Origin of the sequence: Streptomyces olivochromogenes (assembly GCF_001514115.1) — a bacterium.
Classification (GTDB): Bacteria; Actinomycetota; Actinomycetes; order Streptomycetales; family Streptomycetaceae; genus Streptomyces; species Streptomyces olivochromogenes.
In genome coordinates, this window is sequence record NZ_KQ948453.1 from 372,451 (window position 1) to 397,577 (window position 25,127).

General features: G+C 71.2%; 24 protein-coding genes and 4 tRNA genes. 20 read left to right on the forward strand and 8 right to left on the reverse strand.

Features of this window, described 5'->3' with window-relative positions:
• Positions 1-61: 61 nt before the first annotated feature.
• The 3 genes from AQJ27_RS11345 to AQJ27_RS11355 all read left to right on the forward strand — a co-directional run bounded on the left by AQJ27_RS11345 (position 62) and on the right by AQJ27_RS11355 (position 3,211).
• Complete coding sequence (locus tag AQJ27_RS11345; protein ID WP_067365758.1) at positions 62-1,033, forward strand: aldo/keto reductase; 972 nt, start codon at positions 62-64, stop codon at positions 1,031-1,033.
• Between the two features lie 106 nt (positions 1,034-1,139).
• A complete protein-coding gene (locus tag AQJ27_RS11350) occupies positions 1,140-1,685 on the forward strand; it encodes a TetR/AcrR family transcriptional regulator (protein WP_067365760.1) in 546 nt (181 codons plus the stop codon).
• A 2-nt stretch (positions 1,686-1,687) separates the two neighbouring features.
• Positions 1,688-3,211, forward strand: a complete 1,524-nt coding sequence (locus tag AQJ27_RS11355) for an MFS transporter (RefSeq protein WP_067365762.1) — start codon at positions 1,688-1,690, stop codon at positions 3,209-3,211.
• Positions 3,212-3,296: 85 nt separating this feature from the next.
• Here the strand turns inward: AQJ27_RS11355 and AQJ27_RS11360 are convergent, their stop codons facing one another.
• Positions 3,297-3,986 carry a lysophospholipid acyltransferase family protein gene (locus AQJ27_RS11360; protein WP_079064917.1) on the reverse strand — a complete coding sequence of 230 codons (690 nt, stop codon included), beginning with the start codon at positions 3,984-3,986 and terminating at the stop codon, positions 3,297-3,299.
• A 267-nt stretch (positions 3,987-4,253) separates the two neighbouring features.
• On the opposite strand from AQJ27_RS11360, the gene AQJ27_RS11365 reads away from it, so the two are divergent.
• The 4 genes from AQJ27_RS11365 (at position 4,254) to AQJ27_RS11380 (ending at position 7,026) form a co-directional block, all read left to right on the forward strand.
• Positions 4,254-4,496: a hypothetical protein gene (locus AQJ27_RS11365; protein ID WP_159064346.1), complete on the forward strand. Its 243-nt coding sequence runs from the start codon at positions 4,254-4,256 to the stop codon at positions 4,494-4,496.
• A 197-nt stretch (positions 4,497-4,693) separates the two neighbouring features.
• Complete coding sequence (locus tag AQJ27_RS11370) at positions 4,694-5,896, forward strand: glycerophosphodiester phosphodiesterase (protein WP_067365776.1); 1,203 nt, start codon at positions 4,694-4,696, stop codon at positions 5,894-5,896.
• Positions 5,897-5,969: 73 nt separating this feature from the next.
• The gene (locus AQJ27_RS11375) at positions 5,970-6,476 is read left to right on the forward strand and encodes a sigma-70 family RNA polymerase sigma factor (protein WP_067365778.1); all 507 of its coding nucleotides are present in this window, start codon (positions 5,970-5,972) and stop codon (positions 6,474-6,476) included.
• Between the two features lie 46 nt (positions 6,477-6,522).
• Positions 6,523-7,026 carry a GNAT family N-acetyltransferase gene (locus AQJ27_RS11380; protein ID WP_067365781.1) on the forward strand — a complete coding sequence of 168 codons (504 nt, stop codon included), beginning with the start codon at positions 6,523-6,525 and terminating at the stop codon, positions 7,024-7,026.
• A gap of 88 nt (positions 7,027-7,114) precedes the next feature.
• Here the strand turns inward: AQJ27_RS11380 and AQJ27_RS11385 are convergent, their stop codons facing one another.
• Both AQJ27_RS11385 and AQJ27_RS11390 read right to left on the reverse strand, forming a co-directional pair.
• A complete protein-coding gene (locus AQJ27_RS11385) occupies positions 7,115-7,489 on the reverse strand; it encodes a hypothetical protein (RefSeq protein ID WP_097288849.1) in 375 nt (124 codons plus the stop codon).
• 109 nt (positions 7,490-7,598) lie between these two features.
• Positions 7,599-7,958 (reverse strand): hypothetical protein, encoded by a 360-nt coding sequence (locus tag AQJ27_RS11390; RefSeq protein ID WP_067365790.1) that lies wholly within the window; start codon positions 7,956-7,958, stop codon positions 7,599-7,601.
• Between the two features lie 69 nt (positions 7,959-8,027).
• On the opposite strand from AQJ27_RS11390, the gene AQJ27_RS11395 reads away from it, so the two are divergent.
• From AQJ27_RS11395 to AQJ27_RS11435, 9 genes are all read left to right on the forward strand, one after another.
• Positions 8,028-8,675, forward strand: coding sequence for an HAD family hydrolase (locus AQJ27_RS11395; RefSeq protein ID WP_067365793.1), 648 nt, complete (start codon positions 8,028-8,030; stop codon positions 8,673-8,675).
• 374 nt (positions 8,676-9,049) lie between these two features.
• Positions 9,050-10,084, forward strand: a complete 1,035-nt coding sequence (locus tag AQJ27_RS11400) for a methionine ABC transporter ATP-binding protein (protein WP_067365799.1) — start codon at positions 9,050-9,052, stop codon at positions 10,082-10,084.
• Positions 10,081-10,818: a methionine ABC transporter permease gene (locus AQJ27_RS11405; RefSeq protein ID WP_067365802.1), complete on the forward strand. Its 738-nt coding sequence runs from the start codon at positions 10,081-10,083 to the stop codon at positions 10,816-10,818. The genes AQJ27_RS11400 and AQJ27_RS11405 overlap by 4 nt, the downstream gene beginning before the upstream one ends.
• A gap of 102 nt (positions 10,819-10,920) precedes the next feature.
• Entirely contained in the window at positions 10,921-11,751 is an 831-nt protein-coding gene (locus AQJ27_RS11410) for a MetQ/NlpA family ABC transporter substrate-binding protein (protein ID WP_054230613.1), read from the forward strand.
• 164 nt (positions 11,752-11,915) lie between these two features.
• Positions 11,916-12,554: a GNAT family N-acetyltransferase gene (locus AQJ27_RS11415; RefSeq protein WP_067365805.1), complete on the forward strand. Its 639-nt coding sequence runs from the start codon at positions 11,916-11,918 to the stop codon at positions 12,552-12,554.
• A gap of 175 nt (positions 12,555-12,729) precedes the next feature.
• Positions 12,730-13,941, forward strand: coding sequence for a precorrin-6y C5,15-methyltransferase (decarboxylating) subunit CbiE (gene cbiE / locus AQJ27_RS11420; RefSeq protein WP_067365808.1), 1,212 nt, complete (start codon positions 12,730-12,732; stop codon positions 13,939-13,941).
• Positions 13,942-14,286: 345 nt separating this feature from the next.
• Positions 14,287-18,117 (forward strand): nicotinate-nucleotide--dimethylbenzimidazole phosphoribosyltransferase, encoded by a 3,831-nt coding sequence (gene cobT, locus AQJ27_RS11425; RefSeq protein ID WP_067365811.1) that lies wholly within the window; start codon positions 14,287-14,289, stop codon positions 18,115-18,117.
• A 201-nt stretch (positions 18,118-18,318) separates the two neighbouring features.
• On the forward strand, positions 18,319-19,563 hold the full coding sequence (cobA, locus tag AQJ27_RS11430; protein WP_067365813.1) for a uroporphyrinogen-III C-methyltransferase: 1,245 nt from the start codon (positions 18,319-18,321) through the stop codon (positions 19,561-19,563).
• A 64-nt stretch (positions 19,564-19,627) separates the two neighbouring features.
• A complete protein-coding gene (locus AQJ27_RS11435) occupies positions 19,628-20,446 on the forward strand; it encodes a TrmH family RNA methyltransferase (protein ID WP_060902351.1) in 819 nt (272 codons plus the stop codon).
• A 125-nt stretch (positions 20,447-20,571) separates the two neighbouring features.
• Here the strand turns inward: AQJ27_RS11435 and AQJ27_RS11440 are convergent, their stop codons facing one another.
• Complete coding sequence (locus AQJ27_RS11440; protein WP_067365817.1) at positions 20,572-21,891, reverse strand: serine/threonine-protein kinase; 1,320 nt, start codon at positions 21,889-21,891, stop codon at positions 20,572-20,574.
• 196 nt (positions 21,892-22,087) lie between these two features.
• Between AQJ27_RS11440 and AQJ27_RS11445 the strand changes: the two genes are divergently transcribed.
• The 4 genes from AQJ27_RS11445 (at position 22,088) to AQJ27_RS11460 (ending at position 24,581) form a co-directional block, all read left to right on the forward strand.
• Positions 22,088-22,363: a hypothetical protein gene (locus AQJ27_RS11445; protein WP_067365819.1), complete on the forward strand. Its 276-nt coding sequence runs from the start codon at positions 22,088-22,090 to the stop codon at positions 22,361-22,363.
• Positions 22,364-22,562: 199 nt separating this feature from the next.
• Positions 22,563-22,769 carry a hypothetical protein gene (locus AQJ27_RS11450; RefSeq protein WP_054230606.1) on the forward strand — a complete coding sequence of 69 codons (207 nt, stop codon included), beginning with the start codon at positions 22,563-22,565 and terminating at the stop codon, positions 22,767-22,769.
• Between the two features lie 499 nt (positions 22,770-23,268).
• Positions 23,269-24,207, forward strand: coding sequence for an aminoglycoside phosphotransferase family protein (locus tag AQJ27_RS11455; RefSeq protein ID WP_067365821.1), 939 nt, complete (start codon positions 23,269-23,271; stop codon positions 24,205-24,207).
• 74 nt (positions 24,208-24,281) lie between these two features.
• A complete protein-coding gene (locus tag AQJ27_RS11460) occupies positions 24,282-24,581 on the forward strand; it encodes a TFIIB-type zinc ribbon-containing protein (protein WP_079064918.1) in 300 nt (99 codons plus the stop codon).
• A gap of 67 nt (positions 24,582-24,648) precedes the next feature.
• On the opposite strand, the gene AQJ27_RS11465 is transcribed toward AQJ27_RS11460, so the two are convergent.
• The 4 genes from AQJ27_RS11465 to AQJ27_RS11480 form a co-directional block, all read right to left on the reverse strand.
• Positions 24,649-24,723 (reverse strand) — tRNA-Val (locus tag AQJ27_RS11465).
• A 34-nt stretch (positions 24,724-24,757) separates the two neighbouring features.
• Positions 24,758-24,829: transfer RNA gene (locus tag AQJ27_RS11470), tRNA-Val, on the reverse strand.
• Between the two features lies 1 nt (position 24,830).
• Positions 24,831-24,904 (reverse strand) — tRNA-Cys (locus AQJ27_RS11475).
• Positions 24,905-24,943: 39 nt separating this feature from the next.
• Positions 24,944-25,016 (reverse strand) — tRNA-Gly (locus AQJ27_RS11480).
• Positions 25,017-25,127: the final 111 nt, after the last annotated feature.

A 25,127-nucleotide genomic window follows, 5' to 3' on the forward strand; every position in this document is an offset into this window, starting at 1 on the left:
AAGGTCATCGCGGGTTACGTTGGTCAGGAGCCGTACCGGAGCCGACCGAACGGAGCCCGCGATGCCCTTCGCCCGTCTCGCCACCGCCACGACGCCCACCTGCCACATCGGCCTGGGCCTCGCCGCCGTCGGCCGCCCGGGGTACATCAACCTCGGCCGGGACCATGACCTCGGAGAGGACCGCAGCGTCGAAACGCTGCGCGCCCGCACCCACGAACTCCTCGACGCCGCCTACGCCCAGGGCGTGCGCTACTTCGACGCGGCCCGCTCCTACGGCCGTTCGGAGGAGTTCCTCGCCGACTGGCTGAAGAGCCGGCCGGATGTCGACGACGTGGTCATCGGGAGCAAGTGGGGCTACACCTACACCGCGGACTGGACCACCGACGCCGAGAAGCACGAGGTCAAGGACCACACCCTCGCCACGTACGAGCGACAGCGCGCCGAGACCGCCGCGCTGCTCGGTGACCGGCTCGACCTCTACCAGATCCACTCGGTGACCCCGGACAGCCCGGCCCTCACCGACAAGGAACTCCACGCGAAACTCGCCGAGGCGGCCGCTCAGGGCCTTTCGATCGGGTTCTCCACGAGCGGACCCGCTCAGGCTGACGCCATCCGCGCCGCGCTCGCCGTGACGGTCGACGGCGAGCCTCTCTTCCGTACCGTCCAGTCGACGTACAACGTCCTGGAGACCTCGGCGGCTCCCGCCCTCGCCGAGGCGCACGACGCCGGGCTCACGGTGATCGTCAAGGAGGGCATGGCCAACGGCCGCCTGGCCGCCGAGCACGCGCCGGACGCGGTGCGGGCGATCGCCGAGGAGACGGGCCTCGGCGCCGACGCCGTCTCCCTCGCGCTGATCCTGCGGCAGCCCTGGGCCGGAGTCGTCCTCTCGGGCGCCGCCACCTCCGCCCAGCTCGCCTCGAACCTGCACGCGGCCGTCGTCGACCTGGACGAGGACCAGCTGACCCGCCTCGCGGCGCTCGCGGAGGACCCGGACGTGTACTGGGAGCGGCGCGGGCAGCTGCCCTGGCACTGACCGCGGCGGAAATCCCGGCACCGCAAAAGTCAACAAAATGGGACGCGGGTGAGACTCGCACGCTCCTGATGAGACAAGTATGTCTCACATGGGGTACCGTTGTCTCATGGCCGTCGACCGTGACCACGTGCTGCGCAGCGCAGCCGCCCTGCTCACCCGCAAATCCACCGCCACCATGGACGAGGTCGCCCGGGCGGCCGGGATCAGCCGGGCCACGCTGCACCGCCAGTTCGCCGGACGGGACGCGCTCGTCCGCGCACTGGAGGCCCTCGGCATCGAGGAGTGCGAGGCGGCGCTCGATGCCACCCGCCTCGACGAGGGCACCGCTCAGGAGGCCCTGCGCCGCCTGGTGAAGGAGCTCGAACGAGTGGCCGGTCTGCTCGCCTTCCTCTACACCGAGAACCAACTGTTCGAGGGTGAGGGGCAGAACGAGGGCTGGGCCCGGCTCGATGCCCGGATGGCCGCCCTGTTCCGGCGCGGCCAGGAAGACGGCGAGTTCCGCATCGACCTCAGCCCCGCCTGGCTCACCGAGGCGCTCTACGGGCTGATGGCCTCGGGCGCGTGGGCCGTGACCGAGGGCCGCGTCGCCGCCAAGGACTTCCACTACATGATCGTCGAGCTGCTGCTCGGCGGCGCACTACGGAGAGAGTGATCATGACCAGCACCCTGCAGCCGGTGTTGACGGCGGAGGTGGAGAAGCGTCCGGGCCGTTGGCTCGCGCTCTGCGTCCTCGTCCTCGCCGTGCTGTTGGTGGCCGTCGACGCGACCGTGCTCGGTCTCGCGACCCCTTACATCAGCGAGGACCTGAAGCCCTCCGGCACCCAGCTTCTGTGGATCGGTGACGTCTACTCGTTCGTCATCGCCGGTCTGCTCGTCTCCATGGGCAGCCTCGGCGACCGCATCGGCCGCAAGAAGCTGCTGCTGATGGGCGCCACGGCGTTCGGCGCGATATCGGTGCTCAACGCGTACGCGACGAGCCCGGAGACGATGATCCTGGCGCGGGCGCTGCTCGGCGTCGCGGGCGCGACCCTGATGCCCGCCACGCTCGCCCTCATCCGTAACCTCTTCCACGACCCGCGCGAGCGCAGCCTCGCCATCGGCATCTGGGGCGCCACGGCCTCCGCCGGCACGGCGGTCGGGCCCGTCGTAGGTGGCTTCCTGCTCGAACACTTCTGGTGGGGTTCGGTCTTCCTCATCAACGTGCCCGTGATGCTGATTCTCGTCCCCGTCGGCATCAAGCTGCTGCCCGAGTCCCGCAACCCGAACCCCGGCCCCTGGGACCTGGCCAGCGTCGTGCTCTCCCTCGTCGGCATGATCGGCATCGTGTACGCGGTGAAGGAGGCCGCCACGCACGGGTTCACCTGGGAGCCGATGGCCGTCGGCGTGCTCGGCGCCGGAGCCCTCTACGGCTTCGTACGCCGTCAACTCGCTATGCCCGTACCGCTGCTGGACATGCGGCTGTTCCGCAACCGGGGCTTCTCGGCGGCGGTGCTCGCCGATCTGCTGACCGTCTTCGGCCTGTCCGGACTGGTCTTCTTCCTGTCCCAGTACCTGCAACTCGTCCAGGGCAGGCCGCCGTTCCAGGCGGGGCTCGCCGAACTGCCCGCCGCCATCGGCGCGGTGGGAGCGGGTCTGATCGCGGGCTCGGTCGCGCGCCGCTACTCGGTGCGTGCCGTGGTCTCCGGCGGTCTCGCCGCCGTGGGCCTCGCGCTCGGTGTACTCACCCTGTTGAACCAGTCCACCGGGTACTCGGTGCTCGGCTCGGCGCTTCTGATCGTCGGCATCGGCGCGGGTTTCTCGTTCACCGTCACCGCCGACGTGATCCTCTCCAGCGTGCCCAAGGAGCAGGCCGGCGCCGCGTCCGCGGTCTCCGAGACGGCGTACGAGCTCGGCGCCGCCCTCGGCATCGCCCTGCTCGGCTCCATCGTCACCGGTGTCTACGCGGGCTTCACCGGCCCCGCGGGCACCCCGGCAGGGGCCCACGACTCACTTGGCGGCGCGGTGGAGGCGGCGGCAACCCTGCCCACCCACACCGCGGAGGCCCTGCTGACCGCGGCTCGCACCTCCTTCGTGGACGGCCTGGCACTGGCGTCCGGCATCGGAGCGGCGGTACTGCTAGCCACGGCAACAGCCGCATGGTTCCTGCTGAAGGACCAGAAACTGGAAAACGGGGCTTGAGGGGGGCGTCCCTCAGGGGCGCGAGGAACTGCGCGACCAGCCACAACTCACCCGCAGGCAAGACACGGCCGAACCGCCGGAGGCGCTACGCGGCCTTCGCCTTCGTGGCGTACATGTCCACGTACTCCTGCCCCGACAACCGCATGACCTCGGTCATCACGGAGTCGGTCACGGCCCGCAACACATACCGGTCACGGTCCATGCCTTCGTACCGCGAGAACTCCATCGGCTCACCGAAGCGGAGCGTCACCCGGCCGGGCCGCGGGAACCCGGCCCCACCGGGCTGGACCTTGTCCGTGCCGATGATGGCGAACGGGATCACGGGCGCGCCGGTCATCAGGGCCAGCCGGGCGATGCCGGTACGACCGCGGTAGAGCCGGCCGTCGGGGGAGCGGGTGCCCTCCGGGTAGATGCTGAAGACCTTGCCCTCCTCCAGCACCCGGCGGCCGGTCATCAGCGCCGCGACACCGCCGTGGCCGCCGTCACGGTCGACGGGGATCATCCCGGTGCCGGTGAAGAACCAGGCCATCAGCCGACCCTTGATGCCCTTGCCGGTGACGTACTCGTCCTTGCCGATGAAGAAGACCTGGCGGTCGCAGAAGAGCGGCATGATCATCGAGTCGATGAACGTGAGGTGGTTGCCGGCCAGGATGACCGGGCCGTCGCCCGGGATGTGCTCCACGCCTTCCACCCGTGGGCGGAACATCAGGCGCATGATCGGTCCGAGCACTGCCTTGATGAGCGCGAAGCGGGACAACGGGCCCTCCGGTGTCAAGGGATCGGTATGAAGTCTGTGCAGGTGAGGACGATACTCGCGGCCCCCCGGTGATTGCACATCGGGTTCACCGACTGGATACGGACTGTTGACCAATGTTTACCTGAGGTGGCGGGCTGTTGCGCGTTCGTCACACGGACGGAAGCATGTGACGTATCTCGCGACGGCTTCGGCCGCCACGCCGAACGAGATGCACAGGTTCGCCGAACGAGTCGCGCATTTCGACCGGGTCGACCGGGTCGACCGGGTCGACCGGATGGAGCGGGGATGGTGGGATACATGATCGTGACGCTCGCCGCCTTGGTCCTGGTCCTCGGGAGTGCCGCAGTGGTCCTGATCCGCAGGGACCGCCGCCGCGTCTACGACAGCCCCGACTCGGCGCGGATCGAGGCGCAGGCGACCAAGGGCCTGCGCGACGCCCGCGGCCGCGCCCACGCGGCCCAGCACGTCAGCGACTCCGGGGCCGTCAGTGCCGCCCGGGACCGGGACCCCGGAATCGGGAACCTCTGACCGCGTACCCGGACCGCGTACCCGCCACCGTCACCCCGAAACTGACGGATTGCCAGCCCCCTTGTTCCGTACAGCTGTTCCGTACGCCATCCAGTGGCACCCACGTGTTCCGCCACAGGTCTCCCTCCCGTCACGGAAGGGAACCTACGATCGACCCGCTTTGACAGGTACGGGGCGGTACGGCGGGAGGAGCGCTCATGGGGACGCAGGGGACGCAGGGGACATCGCAGTCGCGGGAGCCGAACGGGCAGGACCGGGGCACGGCGCGACGCGCGCTGCTCGGGGCCGCGGTGCTCGGCGCGGGCGGAGCGGTCCTCGGGCTGCCGGGTGCGGCGAGAGCCGACGAGCGGCACGGGAGCGGCGGGCACGGCGGTGGCTACAAGAGCCTGCCGAAGCCGACCGTCATCGGGCACCGGGGCGCCAGCGGCTACCGGCCCGAGCACACCTTCGGCTCGTACCAGCTGGCCCTCGACATGGGCGCAGACGTCGTCGAGGCCGGTGACCTGGTCCCCACCAAGGACGGCCACCTCGTCTGCCGGCACGAGCCGGAGATCGGCGGCACCACCGACGTGTCGGCGCACCCCGAGTTCGCCGACCGCAAGACCACCAAGACCCTCGACGGCATCCCCACCACGGGTTGGTTCACCGAGGACTTCACGCTGGCCGAGCTGAAGACCCTGCGGGCCGTCGAGCGCATCCCCGGCAACCGCCCGCACAACACGCTCTACAACGGCCGTTGGGAGATCCCCACCTTCGAAGAGGTGCTCCGCTGGCAGGACGAGCAGACCCGCAAGCGCGGCAAGCAGGTCTGGATCTACCCCGAGACCAAGCACCCCACCTATTTCCGGGCGCTGGGCCTCGGCCTGGAGGAGCGCCTCGCCAAGGTGCTCCGCAAGCACGGCAAGGACAAGAAGAACTCGCCGGTCATCATCCAGTCCTTCGAGCCGACCAGCATCCAGCGCCTCGACAAGCTGGTCGACAACCCGCTCGTCGTGCTGCTCTCCGCCGCGAACACCCGCCCCTGGGACTTCGTCACGACGGGTGACCCGCGCACCGTCGCCGACCTCGTCAAGCCCGAGGGCCTGAAGTGGATCGCCTCGTACGCCCAGGGCATCGGCCCCACGCTCGACCTGGTCATCCTCAAGGACGCGAACGGCGCCCTCACCACGCCGACCACGCTGGTCGCCGACGCGCACCGCGCGGGTCTGATCCTGCACCCGTACACGATGCGCAACGAGAACGCCTTCCTGCCCGCGAACTTCCGGCAGGGCACCGACCCGAACGCCTACGGCGACGCCTTCGGTGCCTTCAAGACCTACTTCGCCACGGGCATCGACGGCGTCTTCTCGGACAACGCGGACACCGCGCTGCTCGCCCGCGAGGACTTCGTCAACGGATGATCCACTCACCCCGATGGGGTGACAGCGCCCCGCCCCGGCAACCCTGTGCCGGGGCGGCGGCGTCCCGCCGCATATGACCCACGAGATGGTTTCCACCCTGCGTCCGCTGCTCGCCGCCGAAGCCTCCGCGGAAGGCTTTGCGTCCGGGACCGAACCGGGCGACCTCGAACAGGCCGTCTGGCTGCGCCTCCTGGAGCGCCTCGACTCGGACGGGCCACCCGTCGACCCGCAGGCCTGGTTGCGCCGAGCCGTGCGCTCCGAGGTCCGCCGCACCCGCCGCACGGCCCGGCACGAACGGCCGTACGTCCGCGAACCCGCCGACGAGAGCGGGCCGGACCCCGAGCAGCAGGCGATGACCGCCGACAGCCGGCGCGCCCTGCACGACGCGGTACGGCGGCTGCCCGGCCGCTGCCCCGGTCTGATGGCGGCACTGCTCTCCCCGAAGGACCTCACCTATCGGGAGATCGCAGGCGAGTTGGGTATCTCACAGGGCAGTCTGGGTCCGGAACGTTCCAGATGCCTGGGATGTCTGCGTCGATTGCTCTCCCCGGTGGTTGCGGCCCGCGCACCACGGGGATAGGAGTGGGGGACGACCGGTGGAACAGGTGAGCGGGAGGCATGCACACATGGGCATGAGCGTGACCATCTCGGCGGCGACCGAGCAGGACGCAGAGCAGATCCTCAAACTGCAGTACCTCTGCTACCAGAGCGAGGCCGAGCTGTACGGGGACTACGGCATCGAGCCGCTCACGCAGCCGCTCGACTCCCTCAGGGCGGAGTTGGCGGACGGTACGGTCCTGGTGGCCAGGCTGGGCGAAGAGGTGGTGGCCTCGGTCCGCGGAGCCGTGGACCCGGACGGCACGGCCCGCATCAACAAGCTCATCGTCCACCCGCGCATGCAGCGCCACGGCCTGGGCGGGCGGCTCCTCGACGCGATCGAGGCCAAGCTCGCGACGGACGGCGCGGCCAAGTCCTTCCAGCTCTTCACCGGCCACCGCAGCGACCGCAACCTGCGGATGTACCGCAAGCACGGCTACGCGCAGGTCTCCACGGAGCGCGTCGACGAGCGGCTCACCCTGGTGACCCTGCAGAAGGGCGCCGACGCGGGCGCGTTCGTGACCAGCGCCTGACCAGTACCCGCGTTCCGGGCCCGAGCTACGGCCACGGGCCCGAGCTACGGACCCGGGCTACGGTCCCGGGCTACGGCTACGGTCCGAGTTACGCCGACCGGTCGGCCGTACGCGCCTTGCGCAGCCAGTACATGGCCGACAGCGGCAGCAGCACCGGGATGAACAGATAGCCGATCCCGTAGTCCGACCACACGGTGGCGTCGGGGAAGGCGGACGGCTCGACCAGCGTCCAGGTCCCGACGGTCAGCACGCCCACGAGCTCGGCGGCGCAGCACACCAGCGCCGCCCTGCGGGCCGTTTCGCCGCCGCGCACGAGTGAGTACGTGATGAAGCCGTAGACGAGGCCCGCGACCGCCGACAGCGAGTAGGCGAGCGGGGCCTTGTCGAACTCCGTCGAGATCTGGACGGCGGAGCGCGACACGGCGCCGACGACCATCACGCCGTACAGCCAGAGCAGCAGCATGCCGGGGCCGCTGATCAGCCGGGTGCGCTTCTTCTCCGGACCCTCCTGGCTCTCCCGGCTCTCCTGATTCTCCTGAGGCGCGGTCCCGTTCTCCTCCGTGGCCGTCATCTCAGCCTCCCCAGATGTCATAGAGCCGCACCTCCAGTACGGCGAGGACGACACCGCCGGCCGCCACCGTGATCGATCCCCAGCGGGTGCGCTCCGCCAGCGACATGAAGCCCGCGGCCGGAATGCACGCGAAGGCACCGAGCAGATACGCCACGAAGATCGTCGTGCCCTGGTCGGGCTTCTCGCCGCGCGCCAGCTGGACGATTCCGACCACCAGCTGGATCAGGGCGAGCAGGGTCACCACGGCCATGCCGATGAAGTGCCAGTCCTTGGTGGGCTGATCACGGTAGGCGGCCCAGCCGCACCAGGCGGCGAGCCCGAGCGCGGCGACGGCGGTCGCGACCGTCAGGGCATCAAGCATGCCGTGACCCTATTACGGGCCAAAAGGCCCGACGCCCTCGCCCCCGGGCTGCCCCGTAGGGTCGAGGGCATGAAGATCCACGCTGATGCCCTGCTGTTCGACAACGACGGGACGCTCGTCTCATCCCTCGAGTCGGTGAACCGGTGCTGGACACGATGGGCGCGCGAGTACGGGATCACCGCGGAGGACTTCGCCCGGATCGAACTGCACGGCCGCCCCGCCGTCGAGATAGCCGCCGACCTGCTGCCCGCCGACCTGGTCCCCGAGGCGCTCGCGCGCATCGAACTGCTGGAGGTCGAGGACGTCCCCGGCGGCGTCGTCCTGCTCCCCGGCACCGCGGCGTTCCTCGACGCGCTGCCGGCCGACCGCTGGGCCGTCGTCACCTCCGCCACCCGGCGACTGGCCGAGGCCCGGCTCGCCGAGGTCGGTATCCGGCCCAAGACGCTGATCTCCGCCGACGACATCACCCGCGGCAAGCCCGACCCCGAGCCCTACCTCCTCGCCGCCCGTGAACTGGGCGTCGACCCGGCCCGCTGCGTCGTCTTCGAGGACGCCCCGGCGGGCCTGCAGGCAGGCCGCGCCGCCGGGATGACCACCGTGGCGTTGGCCACAACCCACGAGGCGTCCGAGCTGGACGCGGACCTCGTGGTGAAGGACCTGTCGGCCCTGTCCGCACTGGTCACCGGCGGGGGAGTGGAGATCTCCACCCGCGGCTGAGATGTGTCCACCGCTGTCCGCAATGCGGACAGCGGTTCTGGGTCCCGCCTGTACGTCTGCTTTACTTGATCCCATGACCACGACGAGCAGCCGCATCCTTGCGACCGAGGCGACCATGACGCCCGGTGCTCGCTGTATGTGTCGAATGTGCGCCTTCTAGAGGGCCCCCGCACCACCGCCCCGTCTCGCGCCCCGAAGCGAGACAGCCGCGCCCTGTCCGTACTCCGTACGTGAGCGGCGTCGCCCCGCGCGCATGTTCTCTCCGGATTTTTCCGGTTCCATCGCCACCGCGAGAACCGTGTCGCGTTCCCGACCGAATGCACCCGTGCCGGCGCACACCCGCGCCCCGCACTCGACAGTGACGGAAACCCCCAGTGATCACGACAACGGGCCTCACCAAGGTCTACCGCTCGCGCGGCCGCGAAGTGACCGCCCTCGACGGCGTCGATCTGCACGTCCGCGAAGGCGAGGTGTACGGCGTCATCGGCCAGTCCGGCGCCGGCAAGTCCTCCCTCATCCGCTGCGTCAACCTCCTGGAGCGTCCCACCGCCGGCACGGTCACCGTCGCCGGACAGGACCTCACCGCGCTCGTCGGCCGCGGTCCGCGCGCGGGCAAGGAGCTTCGCCAGGCCCGCAGCCGTATCGGCATGGTCTTCCAGCACTTCAACCTGCTGTCCTCGCGCACCGTGCAGGACAACGTCGAGCTGCCGCTCGAAATCCTTGGCCTGTCGGGGAAGGAACGATCCTCCAAGGCGCTCGGGCTGCTCGACCTGGTCGGTCTCTCCGACAAGGCCAAGGCCTACCCGGCCCAGCTCTCCGGCGGCCAGAAGCAGCGCGTCGGCATCGCCCGCGCCCTGGCCGGCGACCCCAAGGTGCTGCTCTCCGACGAGGCCACCAGCGCCCTCGACCCCGAGACCACCCGCTCCATCCTCCAGCTGCTGCGCGACCTGAACCGGCAGCTGGGCCTGACCGTCCTGCTCATCACCCACGAGATGGACGTCGTCAAGACGATCTGCGACTCGGCCGCGCTCATGGAGAAGGGCCGCATCGTCGAGTCCGGCACCGTCAGCGAGCTGCTCGCGACCCCCGGCTCCGAACTCGCCGGGGCGCTCTTCCCGGTGAGCGGCGAGCCGTCCGGCGACGACCGCACCGTGATCGACGTCACCTTCCACGGCGAGGCCGCCACCCAGCCCGTCATCTCGCAGCTCTCGCGCACGTACAACATCGACATCTCGATCCTCGGCGCCGCGATGGACACCGTCGCCGGCAAGCAGGTCGGCCGGATGCGCATCGAACTGCCCGGCCGCTACGAGGAGAACGTCGTGCCGATCGGATTCCTGCGCGAGCAGGGCCTGCAGATCGACATCCAGGGCCAGCAGCCCGTGCTCGTGAAGGACGGTGCCAAGTGACCTGGTCGGAGATGCAGCCCCTGCTGTCCCAGGCGTGTTGGGACACGCTCTACATGGTCGGCTGGTCCACGCTGATCGCGATCGTCGGCGGTCTGCCGCTCGGCGTTCTGCTCGTCCTGACCGACCGCGGCGGACTCCTGCAGAACGTCGTCGTGAACAAGGTCATCGGTCAGGTCGTGAACATCGCCCGCTCGCTGCCGTTCATCATCCTGATGGTCGCGCTGATGAACTTCACGCGCACGATCACGGGAACGACCATCGGGCGCGAGGCGGCGATCGTGCCGCTCGCCGTCGGCGCGATCCCCTTCTTCGCGCGTCTGGTCGAGACGGCGGTCCGCGAAGTGGACGGCGGTCTCGTCGAGGCCGTGCAGTCGATGGGCGGCAACACCTGGACCATCGTGCGCAAGGTGCTCGTACCGGAGTCGCTGCCGTCGCTGATCTCCTCCGCGACCACCACGATCGTCGCCCTCATCGGCTACTCCGCGATGGCCGGCACCGTCGGCGCCGGCGGGCTCGGCGACATCGCCATCCGCTACGGCTACCAGCGCTTCGAGACCGGACTGATGTGGATCACCGTGGCGATCCTCGCGGTCGTCATCTCCGTCATCCAGTTCGCCGGCGACTACGCGGCCCGTACCCTGCACCGGCGCGGCGGCCACTCCGGCGCCGCACCGAAGCTGCGGCTGCTGAAGGCCAAGGAACCCGCCACCGCGGAGGTCGGCGAGGTCGCCTGAGACCGCCCGAACACCCCCTCCTGGTTCTCCCCCCCCCACCCGCAGATTTCCCCGTAACCACCCACCACGGGGTCGCTCCACCCTTAAGGAAAGGCACTTTTCGTGCGTAACACCGCCAAGATCACCACCGCAGTCCTCGCCGCCGGAGCCCTCACCCTCGGCCTCTCCGCCTGCGGTTCGGACAAGAGCAACAGCGCCTCCGACACCAGCGGTCCGCTGGTCGTCGCCGCGAGCCCCACCCCGCACGCCGAGATCCTCGACTACATCAAGGACAACCTGGCGAAGAAGGCCGGCCTCGACCTGCAGGTCAAGGAGTTCACGGACTACGTCACGCCGAACACGGCGACCGAGGACGGGTCCGTCGGCGCCAACTACTTCCAGAACCAGCCGTACCTCGACGACTTCAACAAGAAGAACGGCACCCACATCGTGCCCGTCGTCACGGTCCACCTGGAACCGCTCGGTCTCTACTCCCACAAGATCAAGAAGACCGACGAGCTCAAGAGCGGTGCGACGGTCGCCGTCCCGAACGACACGGTCAACGAGGCGCGGGCGCTCAAGCTGCTCGCGTCCAAGGGACTCATCACGCTCAAGGACGGCGCGGGCAACAGCGCGACCACCCAGGACATCGCGAAGAACCCGAAGAACCTCAAGTTCAAGGAGCTGGAGGCGGCCCAGACCCCGCGCTCCCTGGACGACGTCGACGCCGCGGTGATCAACGGCAACTACGCCATCTCGTCCGGCCTCAAGCCGGCCAAGGACGCGCTCTTCCTGGAGTCCGCGACGAACAACCCCTACGGCAACTTCCTCGCCGTCAAGAAGGGCAACGAGAGCGACCCGCGGGTGAAGAAGCTCGCCAAGCTCCTGACCTCGCCCGAGGTCAAGAAGTTCATCGAGGACAAGTACGCCGGCTCGGTCATCCCGTCGTTCTAGTTCCGGTCATCCCGTCTTTCCGGTCGGGTCACCGTACGGGGTCCACTCCATCACTCGGAGTGGACCCCGTGGTGCAGTTCGGTGGCCTCATGCTGCATGCTGGGCAGTTCAGCGGGCCCGAAGGATCCGAGGGCCCGACGTCCCCGACGGTTACGGAGCGGCGCATGACCAGCACCTTCCCCGACATCTCCATCAGCACGGAGCGGTTGGTCCTGCGTGCGCTCGACGAGGACGACGTCCCCTCCCTGGCCGCGATGATGAACGACGAGCAGGTCGGTGCCTGGACCGACGTGCCCCAGCCCTACACCGAGGACGCGGCCCGCACCTGGATCACCGAGTACGCGCCCACCGAACGCACGGCGGGCCGCGGACTCGACCTCGCCGTCACCGAGTTCCTCACCCAGCGCCTGGTCGGCATCGTGCAACTCGCCAAGACCAACTGGCATGTGCGCTCCACGGAACTGTCGTACGTCATCGCCCCCTGGGCACGCGGCGAGGGCTACGCCTCCGAGGCGGCGCTCGCCACCGCCCGATGGCTCTTCCGCGACCAGAAGTTCGAGCGCATCGAACTGCGCACGGCGGCCGACAACACCGCCTCCCAGCAGGTCGCCCAGAAGATCGGCTGCATCAGCGAGGGCGTCCTGCGCAACGCCTGTATAGCGCACACCCGCACCGAGGACGGCCGCTGGGTGGACGTGCGCACCGACTTCATCGTCTGGAGCCTCCTGCCGGAGGACCTCGACGGAGTCGGCGACCAGCTCGCCGACACGGGTGGTTTCACGTCGTTCTCCGACTGGAACTGAACCGGCGGGATTCCCCGCGCCGCATGCGGGGGACGTCCCGCACCGCGTCGGGAAGAACCGCTCCCACCCGGCAGAGACCTGTGCGCCCGCACCCAGCAAGACCAGGTACCCTCACGGAGCCCGCCCGCGGGCTGCCCACCGACGACCTGCGAAAACCTTCTGGAGACTGACGACGATGGCCGACCGGGTCACGGTGATCGGCTGGGACGGCTCGCCCTTGACCGCCGCGGCGCGCTCCGCCCTCGGCGCGGCCACCCTGGTGGCCGGAGCGGCGCACCACCTGGCGCTCCCCGAGGTACCCCGGGCCGCCGAACGCATCCGCCTCGGCAGCGTCTCCCTCGCCGCTCGCCGCATCGCGGGCCACCGTGGCAGCGCCGTCGTCCTCGCTGACGGCGACCCCGGCTTCTTCGGAGTCGTACGCACCCTGCGTGCCCCCGAGTTCGGCCTGGAGGTCGAAGTCGTGCCCGCCGTCTCCTCGGTCGCCGCCGCCTTCGCCCGCGCCGGCATGCCCTGGGACGACGCACAAGTGGTCGTGGCGCACCGCCGCACCCTGCGCCGCGCGGTGAACGTCTGCCGCGCCCACACCAAGGTCGCCGTCCTCACCTCGCCCGGCGCCGGCCCCGCCGAACTCGGCCTGCTCCTCGAAGGAGTCCACCGCACCTTCGTCATCTGCGAGGAACTCGGCACCGCGAGCGAGCGGGTCACCATCCTCACCTCCGACAAGGCCGCCGACCACACCTGGCGCGACCCCAACGTCGTCATCGTCATCGGCGGTTTCGTGGCCACGGCCGAGGACGGCGGCTGGATCGCCGGACGCGACCCGGGCACCGGACCGCGCGGCTGGGCGCTGCCCGCCCAGGCGTACGGCGGCGCGCTGGGCGAAGGCGAAACGGATCTGCTGCGCGCCGCCCAACTCGCCCGGCTGGGCCCGCGCGTGGGAGACCTCGTGTGGGACATCGGCTCCGGCAGCGGCGCCTTCGCCACCGAGGCGGCGCGCACCGGCGCGGCGGTCATCGCCGTCGACCGCAACCCCGGCTCCTGCGCCCGGACCGAGGACTCCGCGCGCCGCTACGGCGTCCAGATGCAGATCGTGCACGGCACCGCGCCGCACGTCCTGGAGAACCTCCCCGAACCCGATGTCGTACGCGTCGGCGGCGGGGGAGCGCAGGTCGTCTCGGCCGTCGCCGACCGCCGTCCGCAGCGCATCGTGACGCACGCGGCGACCCGCGACGCGGCCGAACTCGTGGGCCGTGATCTCAGCGAGCACGGATATCAGGTCGAATGCGCCCTGATTCAGTCCGTCGAACTCGACACAAGGGCTTGGACGGAGACCGAGCGGAGCGTCGCGTTCCTGCTCACAGGCCGTCTGCCCGATCGCAACCCGTGATCCTGTTGTCGTACTGCGCGCGGTAGGCTGGCCGATCGTTGTACCGCTCCAGGGCGATCGGTCTTTCGTAGGCCAATGTCCGGAAAACGCGCCCGTTTTGAGGCGTGTGTGGTACGGCAGAACCTGAGGACGCGCAACGTGGCGCAGTCCACAGCGGGCCGTCGCGGATCAAGCTGTCGCGAGGGTCGGACGACCGGGACAATGCCTGTTAATGGCTTTGTCGCCTTTGTTGGCCGGTCGTTCGTGCCGCTGGGCACGCACGCTCGTTCTTCACTGCGGGGCGGTCGGTGCGCCGTTCCGGGCGAGCAGGACTTGGAAGCACTAACCGATGGGCGAGGGGTACGCATGACCGACACCGGCCAGGTCCCGGGCGAGGGACTGCCGGAGAACGCAGGCATGGTGGAGCAGCCGGGCGTCCCCGCCCCGGGCGCGTACACCTTCCTCGACCCCTCCGAGAACCCCGCCGAGGACGACGACCTGCTTCTCATGCCGGGCGCACAGGGAGCGTGGGGCAACGAGGTGGCCCCGCCGCCCCCGCAGCCCCTCGTCGACGAACAACCTCTCGTCCATGAGCCGGGTCCGCACGAGACGGCCGGCCGGGACAGCGGTTCGCTCGACCTCAGCGGCGTCCGCGTACCTGGTCCCGCTCCCGCCGCGCAGCCGACGGCTCCGCGCCGCCCGCTGCACCTCGGGCCGCCGACTCCGGACGGCTCCGCGAGCCCGGTGCGCTCGCTCGCCGACCGCGGCCCCGCCGCCGCGCCCATGGCCACCCCGATGAACCCCGTGACTCCCCCAACTCCGGTACGGCACGCGGGTCCCCCGACGACCGGTCCCGAGTACCTCGACGTATCGCAGCTCTCCGAGACCCCGCCCCAGGGCGCGGTGCCGTGGGGAGCGCCGCCGGTGGGTCCCGAGGGGACGGCTGCAGAAACGGTCGTCCCGTCGGCCGTCCAGGGCCCCGAGACCGGAGCGGTCGCCGAGGCGCCGACGACGCCGGAGACGGCGCCGGTCGCGGAGGCCGTCGAGCCCGCGGGATTCGCCCCGGTTCCCCAGGCCGCGGAGGCGGTCGAGGCGGTCGAGGCTCAAGGATTCGCGCAGGTGCCCCAGGCTCCGGAGGCCGCCCACGCGCCCGAGGCGTCGGAGGGTCACTTCGTCCAGCAGGCGGTGGAGGTCGCGCCGGGCCCCGAGACCGAGCAGCGCCTTGAGGCCGAGCCGGGCTTCGAGCCCGACCCTGGCTTCGAGGTGGCGGCGGGCCCTGAGGCCGAGCCGGGCTTCGAAGTGGCGGCGGGCCCTGAGGCCGCGCCCGCGCCGGACGGCTTCCCGGCCCCCGAGGGTCCGGCGGTCACCGCCGCTTCGACGCCCTTCCCGGTCGCCCAGGACCTCCCGCACATCGCCCCGACCGTGGACGACACGGCCGGGCACCTTGCCGACATCCCGGCACAGGTTTCCGAGGCGGGGGAGCCCATGGCGACCGAGCAGGTGCTCCAGCCCGCGCAGGACCCACAGTCGACACCCGAGGCCGAGCCGCAGCCCACCGAACAGGCACCCCAACTCGCGGACCAGGCCGCCCACCTCGCCGAGCCCGTCGCCCACGCGGTCGACCAGGCGCCCCGGTTCCCGGCTCAGGACGCCCGGTTCCAGGAAGCCGGTGTCCACACCCCGGAACCCGTGGTCCAGTTGGCGGACACCGGCGTGGAGCCCGCGTCCTTCGCGGAGGCCGCGCAGCCCGAGTTCGCCCCGGAGCCCCTCGTGGTGTCCGCCGCCCACGCCGCCGCCGAGGCCCAGGCACAGGTGGCGCACGCCGCGGACGACTCGTACGGACACGCGGTCCCCGGCGTCGAGGCCTTCCCGGTCCAGGCCGCGCAGTTCGCGGCCCCCGCCGAGGCCCACGCCGCGTTCGCCGAGGCCGGTGCCGGTGTACCGGTCGGCGTCGCCGCCCACGCACAGGCGCCGCACGCGGCCACGAACCAGTCGCACGGCGAGCACCGCCCCGGTGACACGGCAGGCGCGGCCGGATTCCAGGGCGCCCCCCTGGACTCCGTCGCGGACCAGCCCCTCGGCCAGTTCGTGCCCGTCGAGGGCACGGTGCCGACGACCCCGCACCTGGCCCCGACCCCGCCGCACGCCATGACCGTGCCGCCGCTGCCCACGGAGGAGCGGCCCCCGGTCGAAGAGCCCCCGGCGATGGTGGAAGCGGTGGCGGTGGAGAGCCAGGAGGCTCCCCTCGCCCCTCTCGCCGAGGCGGAGCCCGCCATCGAGGCGGAGCCCGTTGCCTCGGTTCCCGCACCCCGCGAGGCCGAAGCCGAGACACCCCCCGTACCGGAGCCGTTCGAGGCGGACCCGGAGCCCGTAGTAGTCGCACAGCAAGCGGACGACCTGGACACCCAGGTCGCCGATCAGGAAGAGAGCACGGCCGCAGTGGAAGACGTACGAGAGTCCACCGGCCCGGCGGCCCCCGGCTACGACGACGCCGAGCGCGAGGCCGTGCTGCGCGTGATGCGCGAGCGCCGCGACATCCGCAACGGCTTCCGCAGCGACCCGATCCCGCACGACGTGCTGCTGCGGGTCCTCGAGGCCGCGCACACCGCGCCGTCCGTCGGCCACTCCCAGCCCTGGGACTTCGTCGTCATCCGCTCCGCCGAGACCCGGCGCACGATGCACGAACTGGCCGCCCGTCAGCGCGAGGCGTACGCCAAGTCGCTGCCCAAGGGGCGCGCGAAGCAGTTCAAGGAACTGAAGATCGAGGCCATCCTCGACACCCCGGTGAACATCGTCGTCACCGCCGACCCGACCCGCGGCGGCCGGCACACCCTGGGCCGTCACACCCAGCCCCAGATGGCCCCGTACTCCTCGGCGCTCGCGGTCCAGAACCTGTGGCTCGCGGCCCGCGCCGAGGGCCTCGGCGTCGGCTGGGTCAGCTTCTTCGACGAGCGCGAGATGGTCCGCGCCCTCGGCCTGCCCGAGCACCTGGACGTGGTGGCCTACCTCTGCGTCGGCTACGTCGACGAGTTCCCCGAGGAGCCCGAGCTGATGCAGGCCGGCTGGTCCAAGCGCCGCCCGCTGTCCTGGGTCGTGCACGAGGAGACGTACGGCCGTCGCGCGCTGCCCGGTGAGGAGCCGCACGACCTGCTCGCCGAGACGGTCTCCAACATCCGCCCGCTGGACGCCAAGGCGCTCGGCGAGGCGTGGGAGCGCCAGAAGCGGATGACCAAGCCCGCGGGCGCGCTCGGCATGCTGGAGATCATCTCCGCGCAGCTGTCCGGCCTGTCCCGGATGTGCCCGCCGCCGATCCCGGAGCCCGCCGCCGTCGCGATCTTCGCGGGTGACCACGGCGTGCACGCCCAGGGCGTCACCCCCTGGCCGCAGGAGGTCACCGGCCAGATGGTGGCCAACTTCCTGGGCGGCGGCGCGGTCTGCAACGCCTTCGCCAACCAGGTGGGCGCCGAGGTCTGCGTCATCGACGTGGGCGTCGCCTCCGACCTCCCCGCGACCCCGGGTCTGCTCCCGCGCAAGGTCCGCGCGGGCACGGCCGACATGACGACCGGCCCCGCGATGACCCGCGAAGAGGTCAAGGCCGCCATCGAGGTGGGCATCGAGACGGCCCGCGACCTCGTGGCGGCCGGCAACAAGGCCCTGCTGACCGGCGAGATGGGCATCGCCAACACAACGGCGTCGGCGGCCCTGATCTCCGTCTTCACGGACACCGACCCGTCCGAGGTGACGGGCCGCGGCACCGGCATCAACGACGAGACCCTCGCCCGCAAGACCGAGGTCGTGCGCCGCGCCATCGAACTCCACCAGCCGGACCCGGCCGACCCCATCGGTGTCCTCGCCGCGATCGGCGGCCTCGAACACGCCGCCATGGTCGGTCTGCTCCTCGGTGGCGCCTCCCTGCGTACGCCGGTGATCCTGGACGGCGTCAGCGCCGGCGCCGCCGCCCTCGTGGCCCGCGCCATCGCCCCCGAGGTCCTCGCGGCCTGCGTCGCCGGTCACCGCAGCGCCGAGCCCGGCCACGTCGCCGCCCTGAACAAGCTGGGCCTGCGCCCCCTGATCGACCTGGACCTGCGCCTCGGCGAGGGCACGGGCGCCCTGCTGGCGCTGCCGGTGGTCCAGAGCGCGGCGAGGGCGATGCACGAGGTGGCGACGTTCGACTCCGCAGGGGTCACCGAAAAGTAGACCGACGACGCACCCGTTCGTGCGGGGGTTCGGGGGCGCAGCCCCCCACGCGGCGGAGCCGCACCGTGTCACTGCCGGGACGGGGCGGGCTGGGGGAAGGAACCCCTCCCGCCCCCGCCGTATCGTGGACCCGCATCCAAAACAGCACGTCAAGGCCGCTCCAGCCGAGCGCAGCGGCCCCATACGAGGAGCCGCACCGCCATGGCCGAAAACCCCGCCTACCCCGTAGGCCTCCGCCTCACCGGCCGCCGCGTGGTCGTCCTCGGCGGTGGCCAGGTCGCCCAGCGCCGCCTCCCGGCGCTCATCGCGGCGGGCGCGGACATCCACCTCGTGTCACCCGAGGCCACCCCCTCCGTCGAGGCGATGGCGGACGCGGGCGAGATCACCTGGACGAAGCGCCCGTACGAGGACGGCGACCTCGCCGACGCCTGGTACGCCCTGATCGCGACCAGTGACCGGCAGGCGAACACGGACGCCTCCGCCGAGGCGGAGCGCCACCGTGTCTGGTGTGTCCGCTCCGACGACGCGGACGCGGCGACCGCCTGGACCCCGGCCACCGGTCACAGCGAGGGCGTCACGGTCGCCGTCCTCACCACGAACGCCAAGGGCCGCGACCCGCGCCACACCGCCGCGATCCGCGACGCGGTGGTCGAGGGGCTGCGCGACGGCACCCTCGTGGCACCCCACCACCGCACCCGGACCCCGGGTGTCGCCCTGGTCGGCGGCGGCCCCGGCGACCCCGACCTGATCACGGTCCGCGGCCGTCGGCTGCTCGCCGAGGCCGACGTGGTCATCGCCGACCGTCTGGGCCCGCGCGACCTGCTCGCCGAACTCCCGCCGCACGTCGAGGTGATCGACGCGGCGAAGATCCCCTACGGCCGGTACATGGCGCAGGAGGCCATCAACAACGCGCTCATCGAGCACGCGAAGCAGGGCAAGTCGGTCGTCCGGCTCAAGGGCGGCGACCCGTTCGTCTTCGGCCGCGGCATGGAGGAGGCCCAGGCGCTCGCCGAGGCGGGCATCGCCTGCACGGTCGTCCCCGGCATCTCCAGTTCGATCTCGGTGCCGGGTGCGGCCGGTATCCCGGTCACCCACCGGGGTGTCGCACATGAGTTCACCGTGGTCAGCGGCCATGTCGCCCCTGACGACGAGCGATCCCTCGTCGACTGGCCGGCCCTCGCCCGACTGCGCGGCACGCTCGTCGTCCTCATGGGTGTCGACAAGATCGGCAGGATCGCCGAGACCCTGATCGCGCACGGCAAGCCGGCCGACACCCCGGTCGCCCTGGTCCAGGAAGGCACGACCGCCGCGCAGCGCCGCGTCGACGCGACCCTGGCCACGGTCGCCGAGACCGTACGCACCGAGGACGTGAAGCCCCCGGCGGTGATCGTCATCGGAGAGGTCGTGAACGTGGGTGTGCACAGCCCGCTGAACGCTTCCGAGTAACCACCGGTAACCCAACCCGTGCCCAGCCGTTGGCACCGCACCCAGGACAAGGCAGTATCACCCTGTGGCCGATCTCATCACCGTTGAGAACCCCGACGACCCGCGTCTGCGTGACTACACGGGCCTGACCGACGTGGAACTGCGCCGCAAGCGCGAACCCGTCGAGGGCCTGTTCATCGCCGAGGGCGAGAAGGTCATCAGACGCGCCAAGGACGCCGGGTACGAGATGCGCTCGATGCTCCTGTCCGCCAAGTGGGTCGACGTCATGCGCGATGTCATCGACGAGCTCCCGGCCCCGGTGTACGCGGTCAGCCCGGAACTCGCCGAACAGGTGACCGGCTACCACGTGCACCGCGGCGCGCTCGCGTCCATGCAGCGCAAGCCGCTGCCGACGGCCGAGGAACTCCTGCGGTCCGCGCGCCGGGTGGTCGTCATGGAGGCGGTCAACGACCACACCAACATCGGCGCGATCTTCCGCTCCGCCGCGGCTCTCGGCATGGACGCGGTCCTGCTCTCCCCGGACTGCGCGGACCCGCTCTACCGCCGCTCCGTGAAGGTCTCGATGGGCGCGGTCTTCTCGGTCCCGTACGCCCGTCTCGAGACCTGGCCCAAGGGCCTGGAGACGGTCCGCGACGCCGGCTTCAACCTGCTCGCCCTCACCCCGGACGAGAAGGCGAGGTCCCTGGACGAGGCGGCCCCGCACCGGATGGACCGGGTCGCGCTGATGCTGGGCGCGGAGGGCGACGGCCTGTCCACGAAGGCACTGATGGCGGCGGACGAATGGGTCCGCATCCCGATGGCCCACGGCGTCGACTCGCTCAACGTCGGCGCTGCGGCCGCGGTCGCCTTCTACGCGGTCGCGACGGGCCGCCCCCAGCTCTAGACCGACTCCGCAGCGACCTGGACCCGTCCCCTAGGGCCTGCCGTTTGGATCAGGCCTGGGCCGCGGGGTGTGGCACGCACATCTGCGGCGTTGTCGTCAGCCAACAACGCTCGTGATCAATACACCTATGGCCTGTCCAGTTGGCTTCGGTACTGCTCGGCCATCAGATCGCCGGGCGGTGGCGCGTACGACGACTGCCCGTGTCGTACGTCCTTGCGTGTGCCCCCGTCGTCCAGCCCGCGGGCCGGCCCCTGGCAGCCCTGCGCCGCCGCGATGCCCAGCGCGACGAGCAGCGTCACCACGACGAACACGAAGAGCCGCTGACGCAGCAGTCGCGGATTGGCCGGCCGCCGCCCGGTCCCCGTGGTCCGGGGGGCGGGACGCCCGGCGCCGCTGCGGGGTGCGGGCCTGCTGCCCGAGCGTCCGGTACCCCGGGCGGGCGCCGGTCGCGCACCCGACTGCGACGGCCGTGAGCCCCCGTTGGTGCCGCCCGTGCGCGGCGGCGGTGTGCCCTGCGGGCGGCGCTGGGTGGGCTGCTCGGCATACTGCTCGGCCAGGCGCCCCGACGGCCGGTCGGGATCATTGCGCTGCGCGGGCGGGCGGACGTCCGCCATGCCCTGCGCCTCGCGGGCGGCGATCTCCTTGAGCCGCAGGGAGAGTTGGAGCGTGCTGGGACGCTCCTCGGGGTCCTTGGCCAGACATGCGCGGACGAGCGGAGCCAGCGCGTCCGGAACGCCGTGCAGCTGCGGTTCCTCGTGCACCACTCGGTACAGCATCACCTCGGAACTGCCGTGTCCGAAGGGCGAGTCGTTGGTCGCCGCGTACGCCAAAGTGGCGCCGAGCGCGAACACGTCGGTGGCCGGAGTGACGGCGGCGCCGCGCACCTGCTCGGGCGCGAGGAACCCGGGCGAGCCGACCGCCGTACCGACGTGCGTCAGGGTGCTCGCCCCCGTCGCCCAGGCGATGCCGAAGTCGATGATCCGCGGCCCCTTCGGGGACAGCAGGATGTTGGACGGCTTGAGGTCCCGGTGCACGACACCGGCCTCGTGCACGGCGACGAGCCCCTCGGAGAGCGCGGCCCCGACGGCGGCCACGTCGGCGGCCGACATCGGGCCCTCCTCGGCGACCTTGTCGTGCAGCGAGGGCCCCGGCACGTACTGCGTGGCGAACCACGGCCGGTCCGCCTCGAGATCGGCGGCCACGAGCCGCGCCGTGCAGCCGCCCCTGATCCGCCGGGCCGCCGAGACCTCGCGGGCGAACCGTGACCGGAACTCCTGATCCTCCGCCAGATCAGGTCGGATCACCTTCAACGCGACCCGCTGGCCGCGGCGGTCGGAGCCCAGGTAGACCACGCCCATTCCACCCGCGCCGAGCCGCCTGTGAAGCCTGAACGAGCCGACGACACGCGGGTCCTCGCGCCTCAGGCGCATCATCGCCATGTCCATCCCCGCTGCCCGGTCCGTTTGACGAGCCACAGCTTACGTTTCCGCGGCCGGGTGCGCGCAGAGGCCGCGCCCTCACGGTCCGATCGATTGTCAGTGCCGGGTGGGAAACTTGAAAGACGGTCAGGGAATGCGAGAACACGGCTGCTTTGGGCTGCCCGTGATCCCAACCGTCCGTCGCAGAAGGGGGATTGAACCTGTGAAGGGTGATCGCGTGGAGATAGTCGTGGACGCCGGGGACACGACGCGTACGTACGAGGTGGTGGCGAGCAGAGCGGGTCGCAGAGTGGAGACCGCGGTCCGCCGGGGGGTGGTGGAAGTGAGCGAAGTCACCCGAAACGGATCAGTGGTGCGCACCGCCCGCTTCATGGCGACCCGGGTGCTGGCGCTGGTCGAGCAGCCGGTGCCGAGGGAGGACAGCTCGGAACAGTCCGGGCACACCGGACGCCCCCTCCGGGAAGACCCTGAGACCTAGGTCCTCATCTCCACCCAGGGGAGTACACCGCAGGTCATCGCTCATCCTCCGGGAGGCCCGGCAATCGGTACGAGGGCATGACGACCGATCGCCGCCGCGCCCATAGATTTGAGGTCAAGCGGCGGGTGCAGCACTCGTCCCCCGAGGTCAGACACCCGCCGCTGCCAAACCACACAGATGCTCGGTCAGGAGAGGGACCATGGCCCACACGGCACCGCGGACGGCGATCCGCACAGGACGCAAGGCATACAGCGCCGCGTTCCGCCCGCGTCGTCAGGGTCAGCGCCACCCCTTGGTGGCGACAGCGATGGTCCTTCCCCTGGCGGCCCTGCTCGTAGTCGTCTTCGGCGGCTGGGACGCGGTGGTCACACAAGCGTCGTCCGTGGGCGTGATGCTGGGGCGCTGAGCGGCGCCCCAGGCCCGGAAGAGCGGTCCGGGCGGGGACATCCGGCCATGAAACCCCGTGGGGACGGGGGTGCGGCGGACGGCACAAATGCCCGCGCAGCTGGGGAGCTGCGCGGGCATTGTTTTGCCCTGACGCGGGGGCGGACCCGTCTCCTCTGATTGCGGGCAGGCGGGGGCCGGCCACGCGTTCCCCGCGCCCCTGAAGGGGCGCTGCGCGCATCTGCAGCCCGTCCGGCGTTCGGGGACCAGGCCGTCAGGCCGACGGGGCACCGGGGCGATGGGGCACCGGGGCGCAGCCCCGTGCCCCAGGGGCGCGGGGAACTGCGCGACCGGCCCCCACCCACCCGCACCCGACGAACCCACCCGGGGTCCGGGGGCGGAGCCCCAGGGATGATGGGGGCCCCTGCTCGAGCGAAGCCGAGAGCTTGGGGGAGGCTAGGGGCCCCAGGGACGGAGAACGTACGCTCGCGAGGTACCGACCGCACACCCCAGGGGGCCCCGTGACCGCAGACGTGCTTCCCGCCCTGACCGCCGGGGCGCGCACCGCGGCCCACCCCGCCGACACCCCCTGCACACACCACGACTCCGTCCTCGCCGACCGCCACGACGGCACCGTCGTCCGCCACGGCGACACCGTGGCCAAGGCCCACGCCCCCGGCACGGACCCCGCCGAACTCTCCCGCCGTCTCGAGCTCGCCGCACACCCCGCCCTCACCGGCGTCCTCCTCGCCCCGCTCCGCCCGAAGCCCGTCGACCTCCACGGCCGCCCGGTCACCTTCTGGCCGTACGGCACCCCGGTCGACCCGCAGACCCCCGAGGCCGCTCCCTGGGAGGCGGCCGCGACCCTGCTGGCCCACCTCCACCGGACTCCCGCGCCGAACGGCCTGCCGCCCATGCGTGGCCCCGCCAAGGCGGCCCGGGCGATCGCCCGGATGCGGACGGCGGGCCCGCACCCGGCCACCGCCGTGGTGCTGCGCGCCTGGGCGGCCCTGCCCGCCTGGGCCCGCGCCGAGGCCCCCATGCCGCCCGTGGGGACCCTCTGCCACGGAGACCTGCACCTCGGCCAGCTCGTCCGCCACCCCGCGCCGACCGGACCCTGGCTCCTCATCGATGTGGACGACCTCGGCGTGGGCGTCCCGACCTGGGACCTGGCCCGCCCGGCCGCCTGGTACGCCTGCGGCCTGCTCCCGCCCGACGAGTGGACCCGCTTCCTGACCGCCTACCAACGTGCCGGCGGCCCGGCCGTACCCGCCGACGGCGACCCCTGGCCCGCCCTGGACGTGGCGGCCCGCGCTCTCACCGTGCAGACCGCGGCCCTGGCGATCGCCAAGTCCGTGGGGGAGGAGCGCCCCTTGGACGAGGTGCAGCAGGCCGTGATCGACGCCTGTGACCGAATGGGAGCCGTCCCGCCCGAGTTGGCGCAGGGCTCGACGGCGTAGGGTGCAACCGTTCGAGGCCGGACAGTGTCTGTCCTGGTGGAAGCGGTACCGAACGGCGAGGAGTTGAGCCGAGCATGCAGTGTCCGAAGTGCCATGCGCCGATGCACACGTACAACCGCAATGGCGTCCAGATCGAGCAGTGCAGCGGCTGCCGCGGGATATTTCTCGACTACGGCGAGCTGGAGGCGCTGACGCGCGTGGAGTCCCAGTGGTCGCAGCCCGCGCCGCCCCCGCCCGCCCCGCAGGCCTACCCCTCGGCGCCCGCGCCCGCGTGGGGCGCCCCGCAGCACGGCGGACACGGCGGCCATGGCGGCGGTCACTACGGCGGTCACCAGCGCCACAAGAGCTTCGGCCACATGCTCTTCTCCTCCTGAGCACGACCGGAGGAACGACCTGACACGACGAAGCCCCCGACCGTACGAGACGGCCGGGGGCTTCGGCTGGTGCGCGATACTGGGATTGAACCAGTGACCTCTTCCGTGTCAGGGAAGCGCTCTCCCGCTGAGCTAATCGCGCGGGGATCCGGATGGATCAGGTCCTTGCGGACCAGTGGACGATACTGGGATTGAACCAGTGACCTCTTCCGTGTCAGGGAAGCGCTCTCCCGCTGAGCTAATCGTCCTTGGAGGTGGAGACGGGATTTGAACCCGTGTAGACGGCTTTGCAGGCCGTTGCCTCGCCTCTCGGCCACTCCACCAGGAGTGTGGGGGTTCGGGATGATCCCCCTCTTCCTGCGAGCGGACGACCAGGTTCGAACTGGCGACCTCAACCTTGGCAAGGTTGCGCTCTACCAACTGAGCTACGTCCGCGTGTCGTTTCCGTTCGGCTTGCGCGTCCCGGCGACGTGTTGAACTCTAGCGGATTCCCCGGCCAGCACAAAAACGCGTTTGCGCAGCGTGCTGCGGTCTGTCCGGCAAAGG